Genomic DNA, 17,737 nt, shown 5'->3' with positions numbered 1-17,737 from the left:
CTGGCCGGAGGGCAGTCCTCGTCGATGAGGACCTTCATCACGAGGCTCGGACCGCCAGATCGTAGCTGTCGACGTACTTGGCGAAGTCTGCGGCCTCTCGGGCAGCTTCCACTGACACCGCCGGATAGAAGTCCGCGATCCGCTCTGCGGGGACCCCGTCCGCTAGGAGCTCGGCCACGGCGTCGTAGGGGACACGGGTGCCCTTGATGACGGGGTGCCCTCCCTGCATGGCCGGGTCGACCTCGATGTTCGTGCGAGGATGGAACAGATGCGGGACGACCACACCGGCGCGGACGGGGAACGGTTCGATGACGTCGCCCATGACGATCACCACCTGTCGCTGCCCGGGCTTCTTCACCAGGTCGATGGCCTCTTCGTCGCTGACGAACTGGATCGTCCTGCCGTCCGTGACCAACCGGTAGGAGGACAGATGGTCACGTTCCCCCAGATTCCGCGACGTTCCGAGTGCGGTGCGGATCTTCTGGAGCGAGCTGGCGTTGCGTAGGTGCACGCACGTGCGGAGCGCCAGGACGTCCCAGAAGGAGTAGAGCGCACGAGGTGACCTGGAGATCTCGGGTGCCAGGACGACCCCCGCGTCGGCCGCTCTACGCCAGTGCCTCAGCTGGCCCGTTGTGGCGCCGGACAGAGCAGCGGCCATCTTGGCCGAGTAAGCCACCGGTCCACCCTTCTTCGCTCTTCGATGCATTGTCCATCACGACTTCGGTGTGTCCATAGGTACCCAGGCGAACGTCACGCCGCGTGGTGTACCCATGACTGTCTACAGCTTGAGATGTCCTCTTGACCCGGAGATCGTGCAACTTGCATCGCAGCCAAGAGTCGATCAAGGTCGGGCGAGAGCACCGCTCTCCACGTAGGAGTTTCTCTCGGTGTCCAACTTCTGGCCGTGATTGGCCAGGACATGGCGCATCACCCGTGTGCTGAAGTCTTCGATGACGGGTCGGGTTACGGGGGGCGACGACTGGCGCCTGGACGAACCTCGCTTTGATCCACTAGCCTTTCAGGATGATCTACTCGAAGACAATATTATCTTGACAGGAACTGGGTTCCTTCCTTATGGCTGACGCCAAGAATCGCCTGAACGATATCCTCAACCAGGACGTGCCCCATGCTCCCACCTCGGCTGAGGAGCTGAGGGAGCGCCTCGTCAACAGCCGACAAGCGGCAGCCGTTCCACCTGGTGAGCGGCCGGTTTCCAGCACTGATGAGAAGGTCAGCGATTCGCTCGCCGAGGTGACGCCTTCGCAGGAGGATGGGCCGGTGACCGTGGCAGCCGGTCGGATGTCTCCGCCGTTCACGGATTCGGTCGACGGCGATGTTCTCGGCGGCTTCGAAGAGGTCCTCGCCGAACTCGGAGAACTGTCCACAGGGCTGGCGGGTGCCGTGGACGATTCGCTGGAGGCGACAGGAACCGACGGTACGGGCACGATCGAGGTCACGGTGGCAGGAAAGGGGCGAGTGACCGGCTTTCGCCTTCGCAGGCAATGGCGCGTCGCCTTGACCGCGGAGACGTTCGACGCGGCGGTCATGGAGGCGATTTCGGACGCGGTGATGAGCAGGATGACGCTCTCTCTGGACAACGCGGATGGTTCCGCCCCCGGCAGCGGGGCCCAGCCGTCCGGTTCCGCGTTGTCGTCCTCCTCATGGGAGCCCCCGCGAGGAATGGATCCCGCCAGTGCGCTTCGCCAGGTCAATGACCTGCTCGACGAATCGAACAAGAGACTGGAGGCATTTGAGGAGGCCCTCACACGTCCGACCGAGAACACCGAGATCAAGAGTGAGAATCGGCGGGTGACGCTCGCTGTCCAAGGTGGGATGGTCACTGGCGTTCTTACGCAGCGGAGCTGGCTTGCGAAGGCCGACCAGAGTCGGCTCTGCGAGGAGTTCTCCACGGCGTTCGAGGCAGTGAACGACCTCGTCGGCTCGGAGTCTCGGGAACAGGCCGTCCCGGCGGGCGCGGCTGGAGCCGAGGTGGAGTCCGTCATCAACGAACTCAGGGACCTGCTCCGGGGCCTGGGTTTTCCTCAAGGTGAGGAGACGACATGAGTGAACTGGAAGTTGCCCTCAAGTATCTGCACAAGGACTCCGAAACCTGGACCCAGGGCGGAAAGGTGATGGAGAAGGCGGCGCAGGAGGTCGCTGCGATGAAAGATCTCTCCGCAGGGTTTGGTTACCTTGGGAAGAAGGCGAACTGTGACACGACGTATGCGACTCTTAACGACACTCTCGTCAGCGTCGGCATGCAAGCGGGCAAGGTTTTCCGCGACGCCAGCCACAAATTGGACACGGTGGCCAAGGCGTACGAACACGCCGAGGAGTTGAGCGCTGACCAGGTGAAAAAGATCAGGCATGGGTGGCATATCTGACATGACCGAGTTCGCCGCGACCATGTCGCACATCAATCAGCAGACGCTCAAGGTGAACGAGAAGCTGAACGAGCTCGTCACCAACATCAACAAGGTGCTCGCTAAACTGCCGTCGTTCATCGCCCATCGCCTCACCCCACTGCTGGACAAGCTCGGAAGCGCGGTCACCAAGCTGTGGAAGGAGTTCTCCCAGTTCGTCGCGGAACCTGGAGACTGGGGAAAGCTGGCCGACGCCGCCGGGAAGTTCAGTGACAAGGTCCAAGCGCCGGTGAGCGCGCAGGCCGGCCGTTTCCAAGAAACGTATTCGAAGGTCGATGACTACTGGAAGGGCGAAGCCTCCGAAGCTTACAAGAAGGTCCTCAAACCGAACGCACCGCAGACCGCCGCGACCCAACAGTACGGCGACACGGCGGAGGCGGTCAGCGGCGCACTCGATCTGTGCAGATGGACGATCCTCGGCTTCTGGTTGTTCGTAGGAGCGGCCTATGCGACGTTGATCTACCAGTTGATCGGTGACTGCGTCGCCGCCGCGTCGGTGGCCGGGGCCCTTCCCGCGCTCGGTAGCGCGATCTTGGCGATCGGAGCGTTCGCCGCCGCGGTCGCCGGGGCCGGGTGGACGGCCATTCAGGTGCTGGGAGGCCCGGCGAGTACCTTCCGCACGGAGAACAACGGGAACAACAACTGGCCGGGTGGGGCATGGCCTCCCTCGGGCGTTGTTGCAGGCTGAGCCCGTGTTGTTCTCTTCCCAACGCGCGTTGCGGCGAGACCCGAAGCACCGTCGCAAACTCATGTGGATCCAGTTCGCCCGGCATGTGACGTTCGCAGTCCTCGCGGGTGTGGTCGGGCTGACCGCTGTTCAAGACGCGGGTGGTGTTCCCGCGCCCTTCATGCCGTTCCTTGTCGCAGGCGTGACGGCCTTCGTCAACTCGGTCATTCTCGCGGCGGCGACGGCGGCCGCGCTCGGTGGGCGGCATCCCGTCCTCGCGTGGCGCGGGGCACTCGCAGTGTGGTGGGTGGGGATCGCCGGGACCCTTGTCGCACTCGTTCTCGCTCTCGTGGACGAGAGCGAGGGGGAGACGCCCCTTGCGGCCCTGTTCGCCGTCCCGTTCCTGGTCATGGCGAAGCCGCCCCGGTGGATGCGTCCAGAACGCGGATCTCCTCGCCTGCCTCCGCCCTGACCCGCAGCGCCCGCATCTCCCACTGGAGATATGGCGTGATGGGGGACTCGACGACCCGGACCCGGCGAAGCACGAAGCCCTGCTCGACGAACCGGCGGCGGAGTGCGTCGCGCCCATCGTTCTCGATTCGCTGCGCCTCTTCCCAGTCGCCCCGGACGAAAGCCTGGTAGCTGGCATCGTCCGGCTCCTGGAAGGTCTGCCGACGCTCCAGCTTCCAGAAATAGTCCTCGCTCTCGGCGGACCGTGCCGTCGCTTCGGCCACGTATTGGGGCGCAGTGAGCAGGGTCGCCGGAAGGACAGCGATTCGATCAAGCATCGGGAATGTCGCGCTTTGCGGCGAACATCGTGTTGTGCGGCAAGGTCACGACCCTTCGTCGGGCCCGGTGCTGGCACCGGGATGGAGGCTGCAGGTTTGTTTATGAGTGATTCCCGCATTCTTTCATGGTCATTTCTTCTTTGGTGATGTTCTGGCCGCATTCTAGGGTTCCGTAGCGCGGCAAGGGGGAGCGGCGGGGGCAACGGGAGAGCTTGGGATCTCGTGCCGTTCGGGTGGATGTGAGACCTCGGGCGCCTTCGACGCCAGGCCGCCCACCCGTCGCAGGGCGGATGGCCAGTTGGATTGAGCGGTCCCGGAATGTCACATTGTGCCAGTCTACGTTGTGAACTGGTGTGGTTTGTGAGGGGCGACGGACTGGGGGGCTACCTGCGCTGACGTGGCTTCTCTGTGTCGACTATCGCCATTGGTACCCCATGCCGCTGGTCATCTTGTAGGCTGCACTCGCCGGTGTGCCGGATGGGTTTTGATTTGACCTGTTTTGGCTGCCGGAAAATGAGGTTGAGGGCTTGATATATTAAATCTCTGCCTAACACTTGACGCTTTGGAACTGTCGATATAGAACTGTGATCAACGGTATCGGCGAGATTAAGGTCCATGTCATGGCTCTCAGGATGATCGGTGGATCCGGCTGCGGCAACGGTCCGTGTCCCGCGGTGTACGAGACGGAGAACGGGACGATCGTCGTTCAGGGCTTCGTTGTCGATCCGGAGAAGGCGGGGCTCACCCTGCCGCCGGGTGAGAACGCCGTGGAGATCCCGCGCTACATCCTGGAGCGCGCCCTCGCCGCCGAGTGACCACGTTTCCTCTTCGCCCGACCCGCATGGACCAGAGCGAAACGGTTCAGAGATCGACGAAGCCGGCGTGCGGCCGGCCCAGCCAGAGCGGGAGAGCTCTCATTATTCTCAACATGGACGAGTTCGGCTTACTCTTCACGGAGTTCGCGTCGTCCGCCACCCGGATCGAGACCCTCGGCGTCTACACCGTGGACGAGGAGCGCGCGAACCTCGAGCACTACACGGCGGGGAAACCGCTCCCGCCCGACCGCAACGAAGAATGGGCGGGCAATATCCGCGAACGCGTCGCGGCGGGCGCCTATATGGGCCGTGTCCACATCATCGACCACACGCTCACGCCGTATCTCCAGTTCGAGATCGACTGGTACTACGCGGTGAACGGCGCGGCCGGGGAAGATATCCGGTTCATCTTCCGCGAGGACGTTCCCGACGTCGTGTACACCGACACCTGGCTCTTTGACGAAGAGATCGTCGTCGACCTCGGTTACGACGAGGAGGGACGGCTGCTGTACGCCAACCGCAACGAGGATCCGGTGAGGTTGGAGCAGGCGAGGACCGCTTGGCGCGAGTTCCACGCCCGATCCTTTCCGCTCGCCGACCTTCTGGCCATGATCCGCGGTGGCGAACTGGCCGTGCCCCACCCGCCATCGGCGTCCAGCGGTTCCGGTGCGAGGGCGGAGGCATGCGGGTGGCCGTCGGCACGCACCTGAGCACCGAGTTCGTGCTCAGCGACCAGGGCGCCGGTTACCCACGCCGCACCGTCGCGACGGCGGCGACGCCCGAGGAGCTCGACACCCTCGTGGGGACCGGCTACCTCACCCGCCCGAAGCTGCTGGACCGGGCGGCGGCCGAAGCCCTGGCCGCGGCCGTGCTCGGGCTCGCCGAGGCCGAGGCGGATCGCCCCGAGGCGGAAAGCCTGCCTGGGCAGAGCATCTACCTCCGCTCGCTGCTCGACAAGGACGCGGCGTTCCATTTCCTGCTCCGCCTCGAACCGGCCCTGTCCATCGCGAGGACGTTGCTCGGCCCGCAGGTCTGGATCGACCTGGAGGCCCGGCTGAACCACGCGGGGCGTTCCGGTGTCGCGGTGCCCTGGCACGCCCACCTGCCGGTGATCCCCGACCCGCTGCCCGCCCTCTTCAGCTATCCGCACCAGATCCACTGCCTCATCTACCTCGACCGGGTCACCGAACGGGAAGGCGCCCTGTGCCTGCTCCCCGGCTCGCACCGAGGTGGCGGCACACGGCTCCCGCTCGGCGACCAGACCGATCAGCCCGGTCAGGTCGAGCTGTACTTCGAGCCGGGCGACGCCGTTCTCATCCACGCCGGTCTCTGGCACCGGACGGTTCCGTCCAGCGTGGACGCCGGGTACCGCCGGCTGCTGCTCCTCGGCTACGTTCCGTCCTGGGTGCGGGCCGACACCGGGCGCGGCGTCCCCGCGGAGCGGCCGCTGACCGCGGAACTCGCACGTACTGGTGACGCCGAGACCCGCGAGCTGCTCGGCGAGTTCCAATGGTGACGGTCGGGCTGCGTCCGCTCCAGGCGAGCGCCGCCCAAAGGCGGGAAGGCCACAGGCACGACCAGGTGCTCTATTCGCTGCTGCGAGACGACCCGCGGCCCTGATCCGTCGCGTCCGCGCCGTCCGTCGCGTTCGCGCCGCCGATCCAGGCCCGCAGCGCCTCGGACCTGACGTCGTCGAAGCCGTCGAGCAGCGCCAGCGCCTCCCGCCGGTGGTGCGCGGCCTCGTCGCTGCCGGTTCCCGCCGGTCCGGCCTCCACCAGCGCCGCGGCGAGGTGACCGAGACTCTTGGCCTGCTTCCACCGGTCGCCGACCTGCTGGTGGACGGCGGCGGCGCGGCGGTGGAAATCGGCGGCGTCCGACGGCCTGCCGAGCGCGCGGTAGGCGCGGCCCGTCCCGTCCAGCGCGATGCCCTCCCGGCTCGGGTCCCCGTCCCGACGGAAGATCACGGCGGCGCGCTGGGTGGAGACGAGCGCCTCCTCGGGCAGACCGGCGGCAAGTTCGGCCTTTCCCAGGTAGAGCAGCGCCGTGCCCTCCCACAGGGGATTGTCCATCTCCCGGGAGATGGACACCGCCTCGGCCGCCGCGGACAGGGCCTCCGCCGATTCGCCGCGCCTGCGCCGCAGCAGGCTGAACCCGGTGAGGACCATCGACTCGTACAGCCGGTCGTCCAGTTCGCGGAATGTGGCCAGCGACTCCGTGAGCAGGTCCGCCGCGTCGTCCGGACGATCCAGTTGGAGGAAGGCGTATCCGAGGCTGAACAGGACGGTCGCGGTCCAGTGCGGATCGTCCAGATCGCGGACGATCGACAGGGCCCCCTCCAGGTCGGCGCGCGCCCGCTCCGGCCGGTGCGCGAACAGGCCGACCCAGCCGAGGCCGTTGAGCACCTTGACGGCGCTGAGCCGGTCGCCCAGCTCGCGGTGAATCGTGATCGCCGCCCGGTGGTGGCGGGCGGCCTCGTCGAGTTGCGAGGTCATGCGGCAGAGCCGGCCGAGGCCGTCGCACAGCGCGGCCTCCGCCTCCCGGTGACCCAGCGTCCGCGCGGCCTCCAGGCCCGCGAGCGACGTGACCCACCAGTCCTGGTAGTGGTTGAAGGTCGCATAGATCCGTTCGAGGATCACCGCGAGCTTCCAGGCGAGGTCCAGCAGGCCGGTCTCCGTCGCGGCCCGCACCGCCCCGACCAGGTTCGTCCGCTCGTCGTCGTACCAGCGGGCGGCCTGCTCCCGGCCCTCGAAAGGCGGCGGGAAATCCTGGGGAGGCTCGACGGCGAACAGCAGCGTCGTGTCGTGGGCGAGCGACAGCACGCAGCGATACGCGCAGTGCAGGTACCAGGAGCACACCCGTCCCACCGCCTCGAGCTGCTCCTCCTGCGTGATCTCGGACCTGGCCCTGTCCACCGCGTAGGCGCGCAGCAGGTCATGGAACCGGTAACGGCCGGATCCGCCGTTCTCCAGCAGGTAGGCGCCGACGAGGACGTCGAGGGACGCGCGCACCCGTTCGTCTCCGGGGCCTGCCAGCACCGTCGCGGCCGGCTCGCCGAAGTCGCCGCCGGGGTGCAGCCCGAGGAGGCAGAAGAGCCGTGCCGCCTTTTCCGGCAGCGCGCGGTAGGACCAGGCGAACACGGTCCTGACCGCGTCCGACTCTTCCTCGTCGCCGGTGGACAGCGCGTCCCATAGGGACGACTCGTCGCGCAGGTCCGTGATCAGCTCGCCGAGTGGCATGCCGGGGCGGGCCGCCGCGCGTTCCGCCGCGATGCGAAGCGCCAGCGGGAGATGGGCGCACAACCGGGCCAGCTCGGCGATGTCCGCGGGATCGTCACCGGACCGGTAGCCCGCCGTCGTCCTGGTCAGCAGCTCGACGGACTCCTCCTCGGTGAGCGTGCCGAGAATCGTCCGCTCGGCGCCGTCCCGGACGAGCAGGCCCGACAGCCTGCCGCGGCTCGTCACGATCGCGAGGCTGCGCCCCGTTCCGGGGATGAGCGGCCGCACCTGTGCCGTCGTTCCCGCATTGTCGAGGATGACCAGCATTTGCCGGTCGGCGAGAATCGATCGGTACAGGCTGGATTTCGCCTCCACCTCGTTCGGGACGGCCGAGGTGGGAATGCCGAGCGCGATGAGGAACCGTTCCAACGCCTGGCCCGGCGTTACCGGAAGGCCAGGATCGTAGCCCCTGAGATCGACGTAAAGCTGCCCGTCGGGAAATTCGTCGCGGATCCGGTGTGCCCAGTGCAGGGCGAGTGACGTCTTGCCGACGCCCGCGGTCCCGGCGATCAGGTAGGCGATGGTGCGAGCGTTCTGGCCGTCCCCCCGTGCGGTGATCAGCGCGCGTCCAGCCGGTCCTGATCGTCGAGCCGGTTGACGAAGACCCCGACGCCGCGGGGCAGTTGCCACGGCGGCGAATGCGACCCGCGCCCGTAATGGAAATGGATGTCGCCGCTGATGTCGCGGGCCTGGACCACGTCACCGGCGGTTCCCGACATGGTCGAATGCGTATCTTCGGTGGAGTCATCAGGCTGGACGTCCGGCATGTGATCACCCGTCGTTTTGCCGACCTCTTCCAGGTTACGGTGCCCTCGCGCGCTGAAAAAGGGCTCGATCCCGGGCCGGGTAAGGACAGGTCGAGGCGATTTCATTGCGGAAGATGGCGGGTCGATGTTAGCAGAGTCAACACCTTGAAGGCTGTGGCGCAGTGCTCACGTCCGGAGTAGCATCCTTGGGGTCGGGATGCTCGGACGGTGGGACGGGGTTGGGCCGGTGGGCGTGAAGGTGTACGGAGAGAAGACGTTCGAGGACGCTGTCGAGAGTGCATTGCTCGCGCACGGGTGGGCGCCCGGTGAGCCGGTGAACTACAACCGTGAGCTGGCGCTCGACACCGCTGAGCTGGCGGTGTTCGTCGGGCGGACGCAGGCGCGGGAGTGGGAGCGGCTGCGAGACGCCTACGGGGAGGACCCGGCGCGGCCGTTCGCGCGGCTGGTCGCCAAGGAGATCGACGCGCGGGGTGCGCTGGACGTGCTGCGGACGGGCGTGAAGGACAAGGGCATCCGGTTCCGGCTCGCCCACTTCCGGCCCGCGCACACCCTGGCTGCCAGGGCTCTCGACGACTACAACGCGAACCGGCTGACGGTGACACGGCAGTTGCACTACTCGGCGGAGGAGCCCGCGAACTCCGTCGACCTGGCGTTCTTCGTCAACGGGGTCCCACTGGCAACCGCCGAGCTGAAGAACCCGGTGACCGGGCAGACGGTCGCCGACGCGCGAGCGCAGTACCGTGACCGCGACCCCAAGTCCCCGTTCTTCGCGCGTCGGACCCTCGTCCATTTCGCCGTGGACACCGACCTCGTCTTCCTCACGACGCGCCTCGACGGGAGCAGAACGCGGTTCCTCCCGTTCAACCAGGGCTCCAGCGGGCCAGGACAATCGGGGTCGGCGGGCAACCCGCCCGGCGGCGAGTCCGGCTATCGGACGTCCTACCTGTGGGAGCGGGTGCTCCAACGCGACAACTTCCTGGAGTTGCTCCAGCAGTACCTGCATGTCGAGGACGCGGACGCCAAAGCGGGAAAGGCGCCGTCCTTCAAGCCTTTCGCGGCCCACACGCAGCCGCTCATCTTCCCCCGGTTCCACCAATGGCACGCCGTGCGAGAGCTGATCGCCGACGCACGGGAGAAGGGCGCGGGGGAGAACTACCTGATCGAGCATTCGGCCGGGTCGGGGAAGTCGAACACCATCGCGTGGCTGGCGCACCGGCTGTCCACGCTGCACGACCGCCGGAACGCGCCCGTCTTCGACAAGGTCATCGTGCTCACCGACCGGCTCGTCCTCGACAAGCAGCTCCAGGACACCATCTACCAGTTCGAACAGGTCCAAGGCGTGGTCGAGCGCGTCGAGAAGGACTCCGCGCAGCTCGCTGAGGCGCTCACCGGTGCCCGCGCCCGGATCGTCATCACCACGCAGCAGAAATTCCCGTTCGTCCTGGGCAAGGTACGTGACCTGGCGAAGCGCAAGTACGCGATCATTATTGACGAGGCGCACTCCTCGCAGGGCGGGGAGGACAACGCGGCGCTGAAGAAGGCCCTCGGGGCACGGACCGTGGACGAATCCGGCGACCCGCTCACCTCGGCGGCCCTCGCGCGCGGTCGGCAGCCGAACCTGTCGGTCTTCGCGTTCACCGCGACGCCGAAGGCGAAGACCCTCGAGCTGTTCGGCCGGTACGACGCCGAGACCGACAGGAACAGGCCCGTCCACGTCTACTCGATGCGGCAGGCGATCGACGAGGGCTTCATCCTGAACGTGCTGGAGCACTACGTCACCTACGACATGTTCTTCAAGTTGTCGGAGGCCGCCGCAGACGAGGCCGAGCGGATGGTCGACCCGCGCAAGGCGAAGGCGAGGGTCGTCCGGCGGGCGATCTGGTCGGAGGCCAACAGTGCGCTCCGCGCGAAGATCATCGTGGATCACTTCAGGGAGCACACCGCTCCTCGAATCGGTGGTCGCGCCAAGGCGATGGTGGTGACGCCGTTGCGCGCGGACGCGCTCCAGCTCTACCAGGCGATCCGGACGTACGTGGACGAGCGAGGGTTCACCGATTGCGGAACCCTGGTCGCGTTCTCCGGCTCGCTGCGGCTGGAGGACGACGGCCCCGAATACACCGAAGCGAAGCTGAACGGGTTCCCTGAGCGGGAGCTTCCGGGCAAGTTCGCCTACACACGGGCTGACGACAAGCGCGCCGGGGCCGTCCCGAAGCAGGAGTACCGCGTCCTCGTGGTGGCGGAGAAGTACCAGACGGGATTCGACCAGCCGTTGCTCACCACGATGTACGTGGCGAAGCCGCTCGCGGACGTCGCCGCCGTGCAGACGCTGTCGCGGCTGAACCGCACGCACCCCGGTAAGACCCAGGAAGACCTCTTCGTCATGGACTTCACGAACAAGGCCGTGGACATCCTGGAGGCGTTCCAACCCTTCTACGAGACGACGATCAGCGAGCCGACCGACCCCGACCTCCTCTACGCCAAGGAGAGGGAGGTGCACGCCTACCGGCTGCTCGTCGAATCCGAGATGCGGCGGTTCTTCGAGGCGTTGACCGTCGAGCGCGCCAAGGCCACCGACGAACGCGAGCTGATCAAGGCGCACGGGAAGCTGTACCGGTGGCTGGAACCGGCCGTGGACCGCTTCGTCGCGCTCACCGCCGAGGAGCCCGACAAGGCCGAGGAGTTCCGCGGCGCGCTGGGCGATTTCGTCCGCGCCTACGGATGGCTGTCCCAAGTGATCGGCTACAACGACGACGATCTCGAACTTCTTTACCAGTACGGCCGGTTCCTGCTGAACAAGCTGCCTCCGCGCGGGCAGGAGGCCGCCGTGGACATCGGTGAGATCGAGCCGAGCCACCTGCGGATCGAGAAGAAGGACGAGGCCGAACTGCGACTCGAAGCCGACGGCGACCGGGAGGTGTCCGGGTTGCTCGGCGGGGCGACCGGCGCGTCCACCGACCCGGACGAGCTGACCCTGGCCGAGCTGATCGACCAGGTCAACGACGAGTACGGGGCGGACCTGTCCACCGCCGACAAGATCATCGTGGGTCAGTTCGCGGTCGCGATCGCCGAGGACCCGCAGCTCGCCGCGATCGCGCTGAACAACTCCCGCGAGGTCTTCGAACGGGAGGTCGACAAGGACGCCGACCGCATCATGATCGACCAGGCCGCGTCCAACGACGCACTGCTCGTCCGCTACTTCGACGACGAGAACGTCAACCGGCTGTTCAAGCAGGTCGCCAAGCAGCAGGCCTACGGGATGATCCGCAGACCGGTGCGGCGGGAGGCGGAGCGGCGCGCCGCCGCCGAACGGGCCGCCGAGATTCGCCGGACTCGCCCGTCTTCTCCCGAGTAGCGTTGCCTCCCATGGGACACCCCGACGAGTCGGCCGGTCGGGTCGTCGCAGGCCGGTACCGGCTGCGCGCCCCCATCGGCGCGGGCGGCATGGGCGAGGTCTGGGAGGCCTACGACGAGCGCCTCGGCGGGCGCCGCGTCGTCATCAAGATGATGCTCGACGAACGTCCGTCGCAGCCGTGGGCGCGGGCCGAAGCACTGGAGACACGCCGCGAGCGGTTCCTGCGCGAGGTCCGCACGACGGCGGCGATCGAGCATCTCGGCATCCCCGCCGTGTACGACGCGGGTGTCGACCCGTCCGAGGGACGCCTGTTCATCGCCATGCAGCTCCTGCACGGCCGCGAACTCCAGACCCTCATCGACGAGACCGACCACGAGACGGACCCGGTGCCCGTCGCGCGGGCGGCGGCGATCGGCGCGCAGATCGCCTCCGTGCTGGACGAGGTGCACCGGCACGACGTCGTCCATCGGGACGTCAAACCGTCCAACCTCATGCTGACACCCGGCGGCATCGTGAAGGTGCTGGACTTCGGTGTCGCCTCGCTCCTCGGTTCCGGTGACAACCCACGGCTCACCCAGGTCGGGACGACCGTCGGCACACCGCCGTACATGTCTCCCGAGCAGACGCTCGGCAACACGATCGGGCCGACGTCGGACGTCTACGCGCTCGCCTGCGTCCTGTTCGAGGTGCTCACGGGACGCCCGCCGTTCGCCGAGTCCGCGTCACGGTCGCACCAATGGCATCACGTGCATTCGGAACCGCCGCGGATCCGGGACGCGCGGCCCGACGCCCCGGAGGAGATCCAGTCCTTGCTGTGCGCGATGCTCGCCAAGGAACCCGAGGATCGGCCCGACGCGGCCGAGGTGTACGAAAGGCTGCTGCCGTTCGCCTCACGCCCCGCCGGGCCGGGAATGCCCGTCGATGCCGCGGACCTGGACCCGTGCCTGCCGTTCGTCCGTCCGCTGGGAACCCGTGCGCGCCGCCCGCGGGTCGTCCCGGCTCCGCCGTCCGAGCCGTCCGCCGCCCCGGGGCTTTCCGAGCGGGAGATCGACGAGATCGCGGAACGGGTCGAGACGCTGTTGCACGAGAATCTCTACGTGGAGGCGTTCGACCTCCTTGAGGACGCCCGTGCACGCGCCACGGGCCCCGACGCCGAGCACGAGCTGTCGTTCAAGCTCGCCTCCGCCAAGTTCGTGGCAGGTCGTCACACCGAGGCCGCCGCCCTGTTCTCCGAGGTGGGAGACTATTTCGCCGACCAGTACGGGCCGAACGACCCGGACGTGCACATCGCCCGCTACTACCTGGCGCAGTGCCGGGACAAACTGGGCGACGTCAGCGGCGCGGTCGAGGCGTTCCGCGATGTCGCCGAGGCGCCGTTCGAGCCGTCCGACGGGGACGCCGTCGACCGCCATCTCGACGCGCTGGCGTCGCTCATGCGCCTCCACGCGGTGAGCAGGCGCCGGGACCTGCTCGTGGACGCGGAATCGCGGATGCGGAAAGCGATCCGCCGCTACCGGTCGGACGACGCCGAAGCGATGCTCGCCGACCTTGAGACCTACCTCGCCCGATTGGCCCGGCTGCTCGACGGACCCGGACGATAGCGGTGGGTGGATCGGGGGTGGGGTGGGTGTGGTGGGACGTCAAGCCCCAGGTGCTTGACGTCCTGTCGGGGTGTCCTTCGGGTTTACCAGGCTGAGAAGGTGCTTTGGCCGTCGTCGGGGAGGGCGAGGGCTGAGGCGCCGCGTGACAGGTTGACGAGCATGTCGCCGGTGCAGTCCTTGCCGGAGTAGACGGCCAGGACGACCGGGATGCCCGGGCCGCCGCCCGCCCAGGTGTTGGCGGCGGATCGGATCGGGTCCTCCGCGTTCACGCAGCCGCCGCCCGGTCGGAGCATGGCCACTTTTCCTTCGAAGGAGGGCTCTGTCCAGACACACAGTTTGGTTTCCGGGCAGCCTGGGAGTTCGGTCGCGGACGCGGATGACGGGGCGAGGACGGTTGTCCAGGCGGCTGCGGTTAGGGCGAGTGAGGCGAGAGCTAAGGGTCGTCTCATGGTGGGCACTCCCTTGATGGGTGGGGGGTGCCTCACATGATCACCGCATGGGGCTGTCCAAAGAAGTGGGCAAAGTTGCCGAAAGTGGGTGGGTCAGGGGGTGATGTCGACCCAGATGAGTTCCACTCCGGCCGTGCGGAGGACTTCGTCGCCTTCGAGAAGGGAGTACGGGGCGGTGAAGAAGCAGCGGGCTATGCCGGACTCGGCTATCAGGCGGGCGCAGGCCGGGCAGGGGAAGGTTGTGACGTAGAGGTCGGTGCCCTCCAGGGAGACGCCCTTGCGGGCGGCTCGGCTGATGATGGACGCCCCCGCGTGGATGGGCGGCGTCCAGGGCGAATTCGCCGGGGAGCCAGATCTCGGTCGGCCCGATCTTGATGACATGGTTCTGCGCTTCGTGGGCCAGGTCGGCGAGGTCCAGCGGGACCGTCACGGCGAGCCGCGCACCATTTCCGCGTCCCGGTCGTACCAGTGGCATCACGTGCGTTCAGAACCGCCCCCGGATCCGGGAGGCGCGGCCCGACGTCCCCGTGGAGATCCAGACCCTGCTGTGCGCGATGCTGGCCAAGGAACCCGAGGACCGGCCCGACGTGGCCGGGGCGTACGAACGGCTGCTGCCGTTCGCGTCGCGTCCCGCCGGGCCGGGAATGTCCGCCGATGCCGTGGGACCCGTGCCTGCCGTTCGTCCGTCCGCTGCTGTCGGACCTGATCTGTACTGTCGGTGACGCCCGACCCAAGGGGGTCGCACCATTAGATCGAGAGGCTGGAATGGCGGAGCACCGCACGTACCTTGAGCTGTCCGAAGACAACGCGTCCGCTCACAAGTTCTACGAGGTGGTCCGTTCCGGCACCCGAGTCACCATTACCTACGGAAGGATCGGCGCGTCCGGCCAGACGAAGGCGTCCGATTTCGCGACCGAGGCCAAGGCCGAGGCGGCGGCCGCCAAGAAGATCGCGGAGAAGACCAGGAAGGGCTACGCGCCGGCGGTGCGGGGCGTGCGGCAGGCCCGCCCGGTCAGCAGGCGTGTCATGGTGAGCAGCAGGTCGACCGCGCGCCAGGCACCGGTGCTGTGGCGGCTCGCCACCGGCGCCGCCGCGTTCGGCATTTTCGTCGACCAGGACCGGTGCTGGGTCGGCAACCAGAACGGCGACGTGTACACCGTGACCACCGACGGCACCGTGACCGGCCGGTATCGGCTGCCCGACGGGGTGAAGTGCATCGTCGCCGACGACTTCTGGATCTACGCCGGCTGCGACGACGGCAGGGTGTACGACCTGAGCGGCAAGGTCCCGCACGTGGCCTACGAGATCTCCGCCGATGTCGACATCTACTGGCTGGACATCGACGACGCGATCCTCGGTGTGTCCGACCGCAACGGCCGCGTCACCGCCGTCGACCACGAAGACGAGTACCAATGGTCACGTGACGTCGACGGTGACTCGGCCTGGATGGTGCGGTGCGACGCCGAAGGCGACACCGTCTTTCACGGCCATTCACGCGGCGTGGCCTGCTACGCGGCGTCCGACGGCAGGCCGATCTGGCGGACACCGGTCGGCGGCAACGTGCTGTTCGGCTGGCAGGAGAACCATTCGGTGTACGCCGCGACCGGCAACAACGACGTCTACCGACTGGCCAAGGGCAACGGCGAGGTCGAAGCGGTCTACCGCTGTGACGCCGCCGTCTTCTCCTGCGCGGCCTCCCCCGACGGCCGCTACGTGTTCGCGGGCGACAACCACTCCTCTGTCTACTGTTTCGACGAGGACGGTACCCGCCTGTGGAAACTCGCTACGGGCCACGGCTCGGCCTACTCGATGCAGTTCCTGAACGAGCGGGTCTACATCGTCACCACCGACGGCTCGCTGGCCTGTGTCGACGCCTCCGAAGCGGCCATTCACGCGGCCCAGCAAGGGTCGGTCCCCAGGCCCGTCGACGTGAAGGTCGCGGCGTCACTGCCGACGACCGAGCCGGTGACGGTTCTCGAGACCACCTCCCAGCCCGGCGACGCCGTCGTCCTGGAGTGCTACCAGGACGGCTCCCGGCTCCGCGTGCGAGTCATCACCGAGGGGTACGAGCGAGCCTGGAACGTGCAGTTCCCCAAGGAGATCCGCCACCCCGGCGCCCGCTACGCCGTCGAAGGCGTCCGCACCTCCGGGCGCGGCGGCTTCTATCGCGCCTACGGCGAGATCAAACGCCTTCTCTAGCTTGTTCTCCAAGGACCCAGATGAGTTCGACTCCGGCTGAGCGGAGGATCTGGTCTCCCTCCAGGAGGGAGTACGGGGTGGTGAAGAAGCAGCGGGCTATGCCGGACTCGGCTATCAGGCGGGCGCAGGCCGGGCAGGGGAAGGTCGTCACGTAGAGGTCGGCGCCCTCCAGGGAGACGCCCTTGCGGGCGGCTCGGCTGATGATGGACGCCTCCGCGTGGATGGCGGTGGAGAGGTCGGGGCGGTCGCCGCGTTGGAAGTTGTTGCGGGGGTCGCCGTCGATGTAGGGGGCGTATTCGGTGGGGAGGTGGTGGTTCCAGGCCTCGTCGATGATGCCGTTCTCGCCCACTACCAGGGCGCCCACCCGTCGCCACCAGTCGGAGCTGCGGGACGCGAGGGCCTCCGCGAGGGCCGTGTATTCGCGGGGGAGTTCCTCGGTGGTGACCGTGCCGTCGTAGGAGGCCGGGCGTTGGGCGCGGCTCCATTCGCGGTCCCAGAAGAGGAAGACCGGGTCGAAGGTGACCTTCGTGCGGGTGGCGAGGCCGTAGGCGTCGACCACGTCGTGCATGAGGGCGTCGTCCGGGACGGTGAGGTCGTCCGCGTGGACGGCGTCGGGGAGGTCGGCGGGCTCGACCACGGTGATCACGGTCGAGGGGTGGGAGTGGCGGAGGTAGTCGGCGGCCCGGTCCGGGTGCAGGGCGCGGATGTCCTTGCGGATCACCGGGAAGTTCTCCGCGAAGCCTCGGCCGAGGATCAGGATCTCGGAGGCGTCGCCGTGGCGGTCCAGGAACGACTCGAACGCCGAGGTGAGGACGGGGAGGTAGAGGAGGACCTGCTTGTCGCGGTCACCGGCCTCGGCGGGGCGCGCGGCGGGGGAGTCGATGGCGCCGAGCTGGATGCGGCGCAGACGTGCGGAGGTGCTCACGGTCGACATGCGTTCGAGGACCTCGACGCGGCCACAGTACTTCGACTCCAGTTCGGCGATCTCGTCCTGGGTGTAGGTCTCGGCGGTCGCGACGAGGATGTCGGGCCGGACGAGCTTGATGAGATGCCATTTGGGGTCGCTTTCCCTTTTCAGGGTGACCAGGCCGACCCCGCGCTGGTGGGTGACCATGCGCAGGCGTTCCATCTCGGGGACGGCCGGACGGTGGCGTCCCTTTCTGGCCTGGACCTTGGCGTCGCTGTCGACGCCGACGATCAGGAAATTGCCGTATCCGCGCGCCGCTTCGAGGTAGCGGGAATGGCCTTCGTGGAGAATGTCGAACGAGCCGCTGGTGAGGACGATTTTCTGACCCAGGGTCCGGAGCGCCGAGACGATCTCCCGCAGCCTCGTCTCGTCGGTGACGAAGCGCTGATCGAAGCTGGACGCGTCGTCGAACAGGCCCTCGTAGAACAATGTCG

General features: G+C 67.5%; 18 protein-coding genes. 11 read left to right on the top strand and 7 right to left on the bottom strand.

Annotated features, from left to right (window positions below):
• Window positions 1-37: 37 nt before the first annotated feature.
• On the bottom strand, window positions 38-676 hold the full coding sequence (locus ABD808_RS33830; RefSeq protein WP_344905891.1) for a DUF433 domain-containing protein: 639 nt from the start codon (window positions 674-676) through the stop codon (window positions 38-40).
• A 398-nt stretch (window positions 677-1,074) separates the two neighbouring features.
• Between ABD808_RS33830 and ABD808_RS33825 the strand changes: the two genes are divergently transcribed.
• From ABD808_RS33825 to ABD808_RS33810, 4 genes are read left to right on the top strand one after another with little or no spacing between them, the layout of a single operon-like run.
• On the top strand, window positions 1,075-2,064 hold the full coding sequence (locus ABD808_RS33825; protein WP_344905889.1) for a hypothetical protein: 990 nt from the start codon (window positions 1,075-1,077) through the stop codon (window positions 2,062-2,064).
• Window positions 2,061-2,384, top strand: coding sequence for a hypothetical protein (locus ABD808_RS33820; protein WP_344905886.1), 324 nt, complete (start codon window positions 2,061-2,063; stop codon window positions 2,382-2,384). The genes ABD808_RS33825 and ABD808_RS33820 overlap by 4 nt, the downstream gene beginning before the upstream one ends.
• Window position 2,385: 1 nt before the next feature.
• Window positions 2,386-3,111 (top strand): hypothetical protein, encoded by a 726-nt coding sequence (locus tag ABD808_RS33815; RefSeq protein ID WP_344905884.1) that lies wholly within the window; start codon window positions 2,386-2,388, stop codon window positions 3,109-3,111.
• Window positions 3,112-3,115: 4 nt separating this feature from the next.
• Window positions 3,116-3,562: a hypothetical protein gene (locus tag ABD808_RS33810; protein WP_344905882.1), complete on the top strand. Its 447-nt coding sequence runs from the start codon at window positions 3,116-3,118 to the stop codon at window positions 3,560-3,562.
• Here the strand turns inward: ABD808_RS33810 and ABD808_RS33805 are convergent.
• Entirely contained in the window at window positions 3,498-3,824 is a 327-nt protein-coding gene (locus tag ABD808_RS33805; RefSeq protein WP_344905879.1) for a DUF6879 family protein, read from the bottom strand. The two genes, ABD808_RS33810 and ABD808_RS33805, sit on opposite strands and share 65 nt — an antisense overlap.
• 674 nt (window positions 3,825-4,498) lie before the next feature.
• On the opposite strand from ABD808_RS33805, the gene ABD808_RS33800 reads away from it, so the two are divergent.
• The 3 genes from ABD808_RS33800 to ABD808_RS33790 all read left to right on the top strand — a co-directional run bounded on the left by ABD808_RS33800 (window position 4,499) and on the right by ABD808_RS33790 (window position 6,209).
• Window positions 4,499-4,693: a hypothetical protein gene (locus ABD808_RS33800; protein WP_344905876.1), complete on the top strand. Its 195-nt coding sequence runs from the start codon at window positions 4,499-4,501 to the stop codon at window positions 4,691-4,693.
• A gap of 113 nt (window positions 4,694-4,806) precedes the next feature.
• Complete coding sequence (locus tag ABD808_RS33795) at window positions 4,807-5,403, top strand: DUF6879 family protein (RefSeq protein WP_344905873.1); 597 nt, start codon at window positions 4,807-4,809, stop codon at window positions 5,401-5,403.
• Entirely contained in the window at window positions 5,376-6,209 is an 834-nt protein-coding gene (locus tag ABD808_RS33790; protein WP_344905871.1) for a phytanoyl-CoA dioxygenase family protein, read from the top strand. The genes ABD808_RS33795 and ABD808_RS33790 overlap by 28 nt, the downstream gene beginning before the upstream one ends.
• Before the next feature lie 70 nt (window positions 6,210-6,279).
• Here ABD808_RS33790 and ABD808_RS33785 read toward each other — a convergent pair whose 3' ends face one another.
• Window positions 6,280-8,598 (bottom strand): ATP-binding protein, encoded by a 2,319-nt coding sequence (locus tag ABD808_RS33785; protein ID WP_344905869.1) that lies wholly within the window; start codon window positions 8,596-8,598, stop codon window positions 6,280-6,282.
• Window positions 8,526-8,735 (bottom strand): hypothetical protein, encoded by a 210-nt coding sequence (locus ABD808_RS33780; protein ID WP_344905866.1) that lies wholly within the window; start codon window positions 8,733-8,735, stop codon window positions 8,526-8,528. Before ABD808_RS33780 ends, ABD808_RS33785 begins: the two co-directional genes overlap by 73 nt.
• Before the next feature lie 226 nt (window positions 8,736-8,961).
• Here ABD808_RS33780 and ABD808_RS33775 point away from each other — a divergent pair, with 226 nt between their 5' ends.
• Together ABD808_RS33775 and ABD808_RS33770 are read left to right on the top strand one after the other, a co-directional pair.
• A complete protein-coding gene (locus ABD808_RS33775; protein WP_344905863.1) occupies window positions 8,962-12,087 on the top strand; it encodes a type I restriction endonuclease subunit R in 3,126 nt (1,041 codons plus the stop codon).
• A gap of 11 nt (window positions 12,088-12,098) precedes the next feature.
• The gene (locus tag ABD808_RS33770) at window positions 12,099-13,688 is read left to right on the top strand and encodes a protein kinase domain-containing protein (RefSeq protein WP_344905860.1); all 1,590 of its coding nucleotides are present in this window, start codon (window positions 12,099-12,101) and stop codon (window positions 13,686-13,688) included.
• Between the two features lie 83 nt (window positions 13,689-13,771).
• Here ABD808_RS33770 and ABD808_RS33765 read toward each other — a convergent pair whose 3' ends face one another.
• A complete protein-coding gene (locus tag ABD808_RS33765; RefSeq protein ID WP_344905857.1) occupies window positions 13,772-13,981 on the bottom strand; it encodes a hypothetical protein in 210 nt (69 codons plus the stop codon).
• A gap of 249 nt (window positions 13,982-14,230) precedes the next feature.
• Window positions 14,231-14,518 (bottom strand): deaminase, encoded by a 288-nt coding sequence (locus tag ABD808_RS33760; RefSeq protein WP_344905854.1) that lies wholly within the window; start codon window positions 14,516-14,518, stop codon window positions 14,231-14,233.
• A gap of 146 nt (window positions 14,519-14,664) precedes the next feature.
• On the opposite strand from ABD808_RS33760, the gene ABD808_RS33755 reads away from it, so the two are divergent.
• Together ABD808_RS33755 and ABD808_RS33750 are read left to right on the top strand one after the other, a co-directional pair.
• Window positions 14,665-14,859, top strand: coding sequence for a hypothetical protein (locus ABD808_RS33755; protein ID WP_344905851.1), 195 nt, complete (start codon window positions 14,665-14,667; stop codon window positions 14,857-14,859).
• 43 nt (window positions 14,860-14,902) lie between these two features.
• Complete coding sequence (locus ABD808_RS33750; RefSeq protein ID WP_344905848.1) at window positions 14,903-16,336, top strand: WGR domain-containing protein; 1,434 nt, start codon at window positions 14,903-14,905, stop codon at window positions 16,334-16,336.
• Here the strand turns inward: ABD808_RS33750 and ABD808_RS33745 are convergent.
• Window positions 16,320-17,732, bottom strand: coding sequence for an adenylyltransferase/cytidyltransferase family protein (locus ABD808_RS33745; RefSeq protein WP_344905845.1), 1,413 nt, complete (start codon window positions 17,730-17,732; stop codon window positions 16,320-16,322). The two genes, ABD808_RS33750 and ABD808_RS33745, sit on opposite strands and share 17 nt — an antisense overlap.
• Window positions 17,733-17,737: the final 5 nt, after the last annotated feature.

Source organism: Actinomadura meridiana (assembly GCF_039537545.1).
In the GTDB taxonomy this organism is placed as follows: Bacteria; Actinomycetota; Actinomycetes; order Streptosporangiales; family Streptosporangiaceae; genus Spirillospora; species Spirillospora meridiana.
Note: the sequence above shows the minus strand (reverse complement) of the source record. Positions and strands in the feature narration are given on the sequence as shown.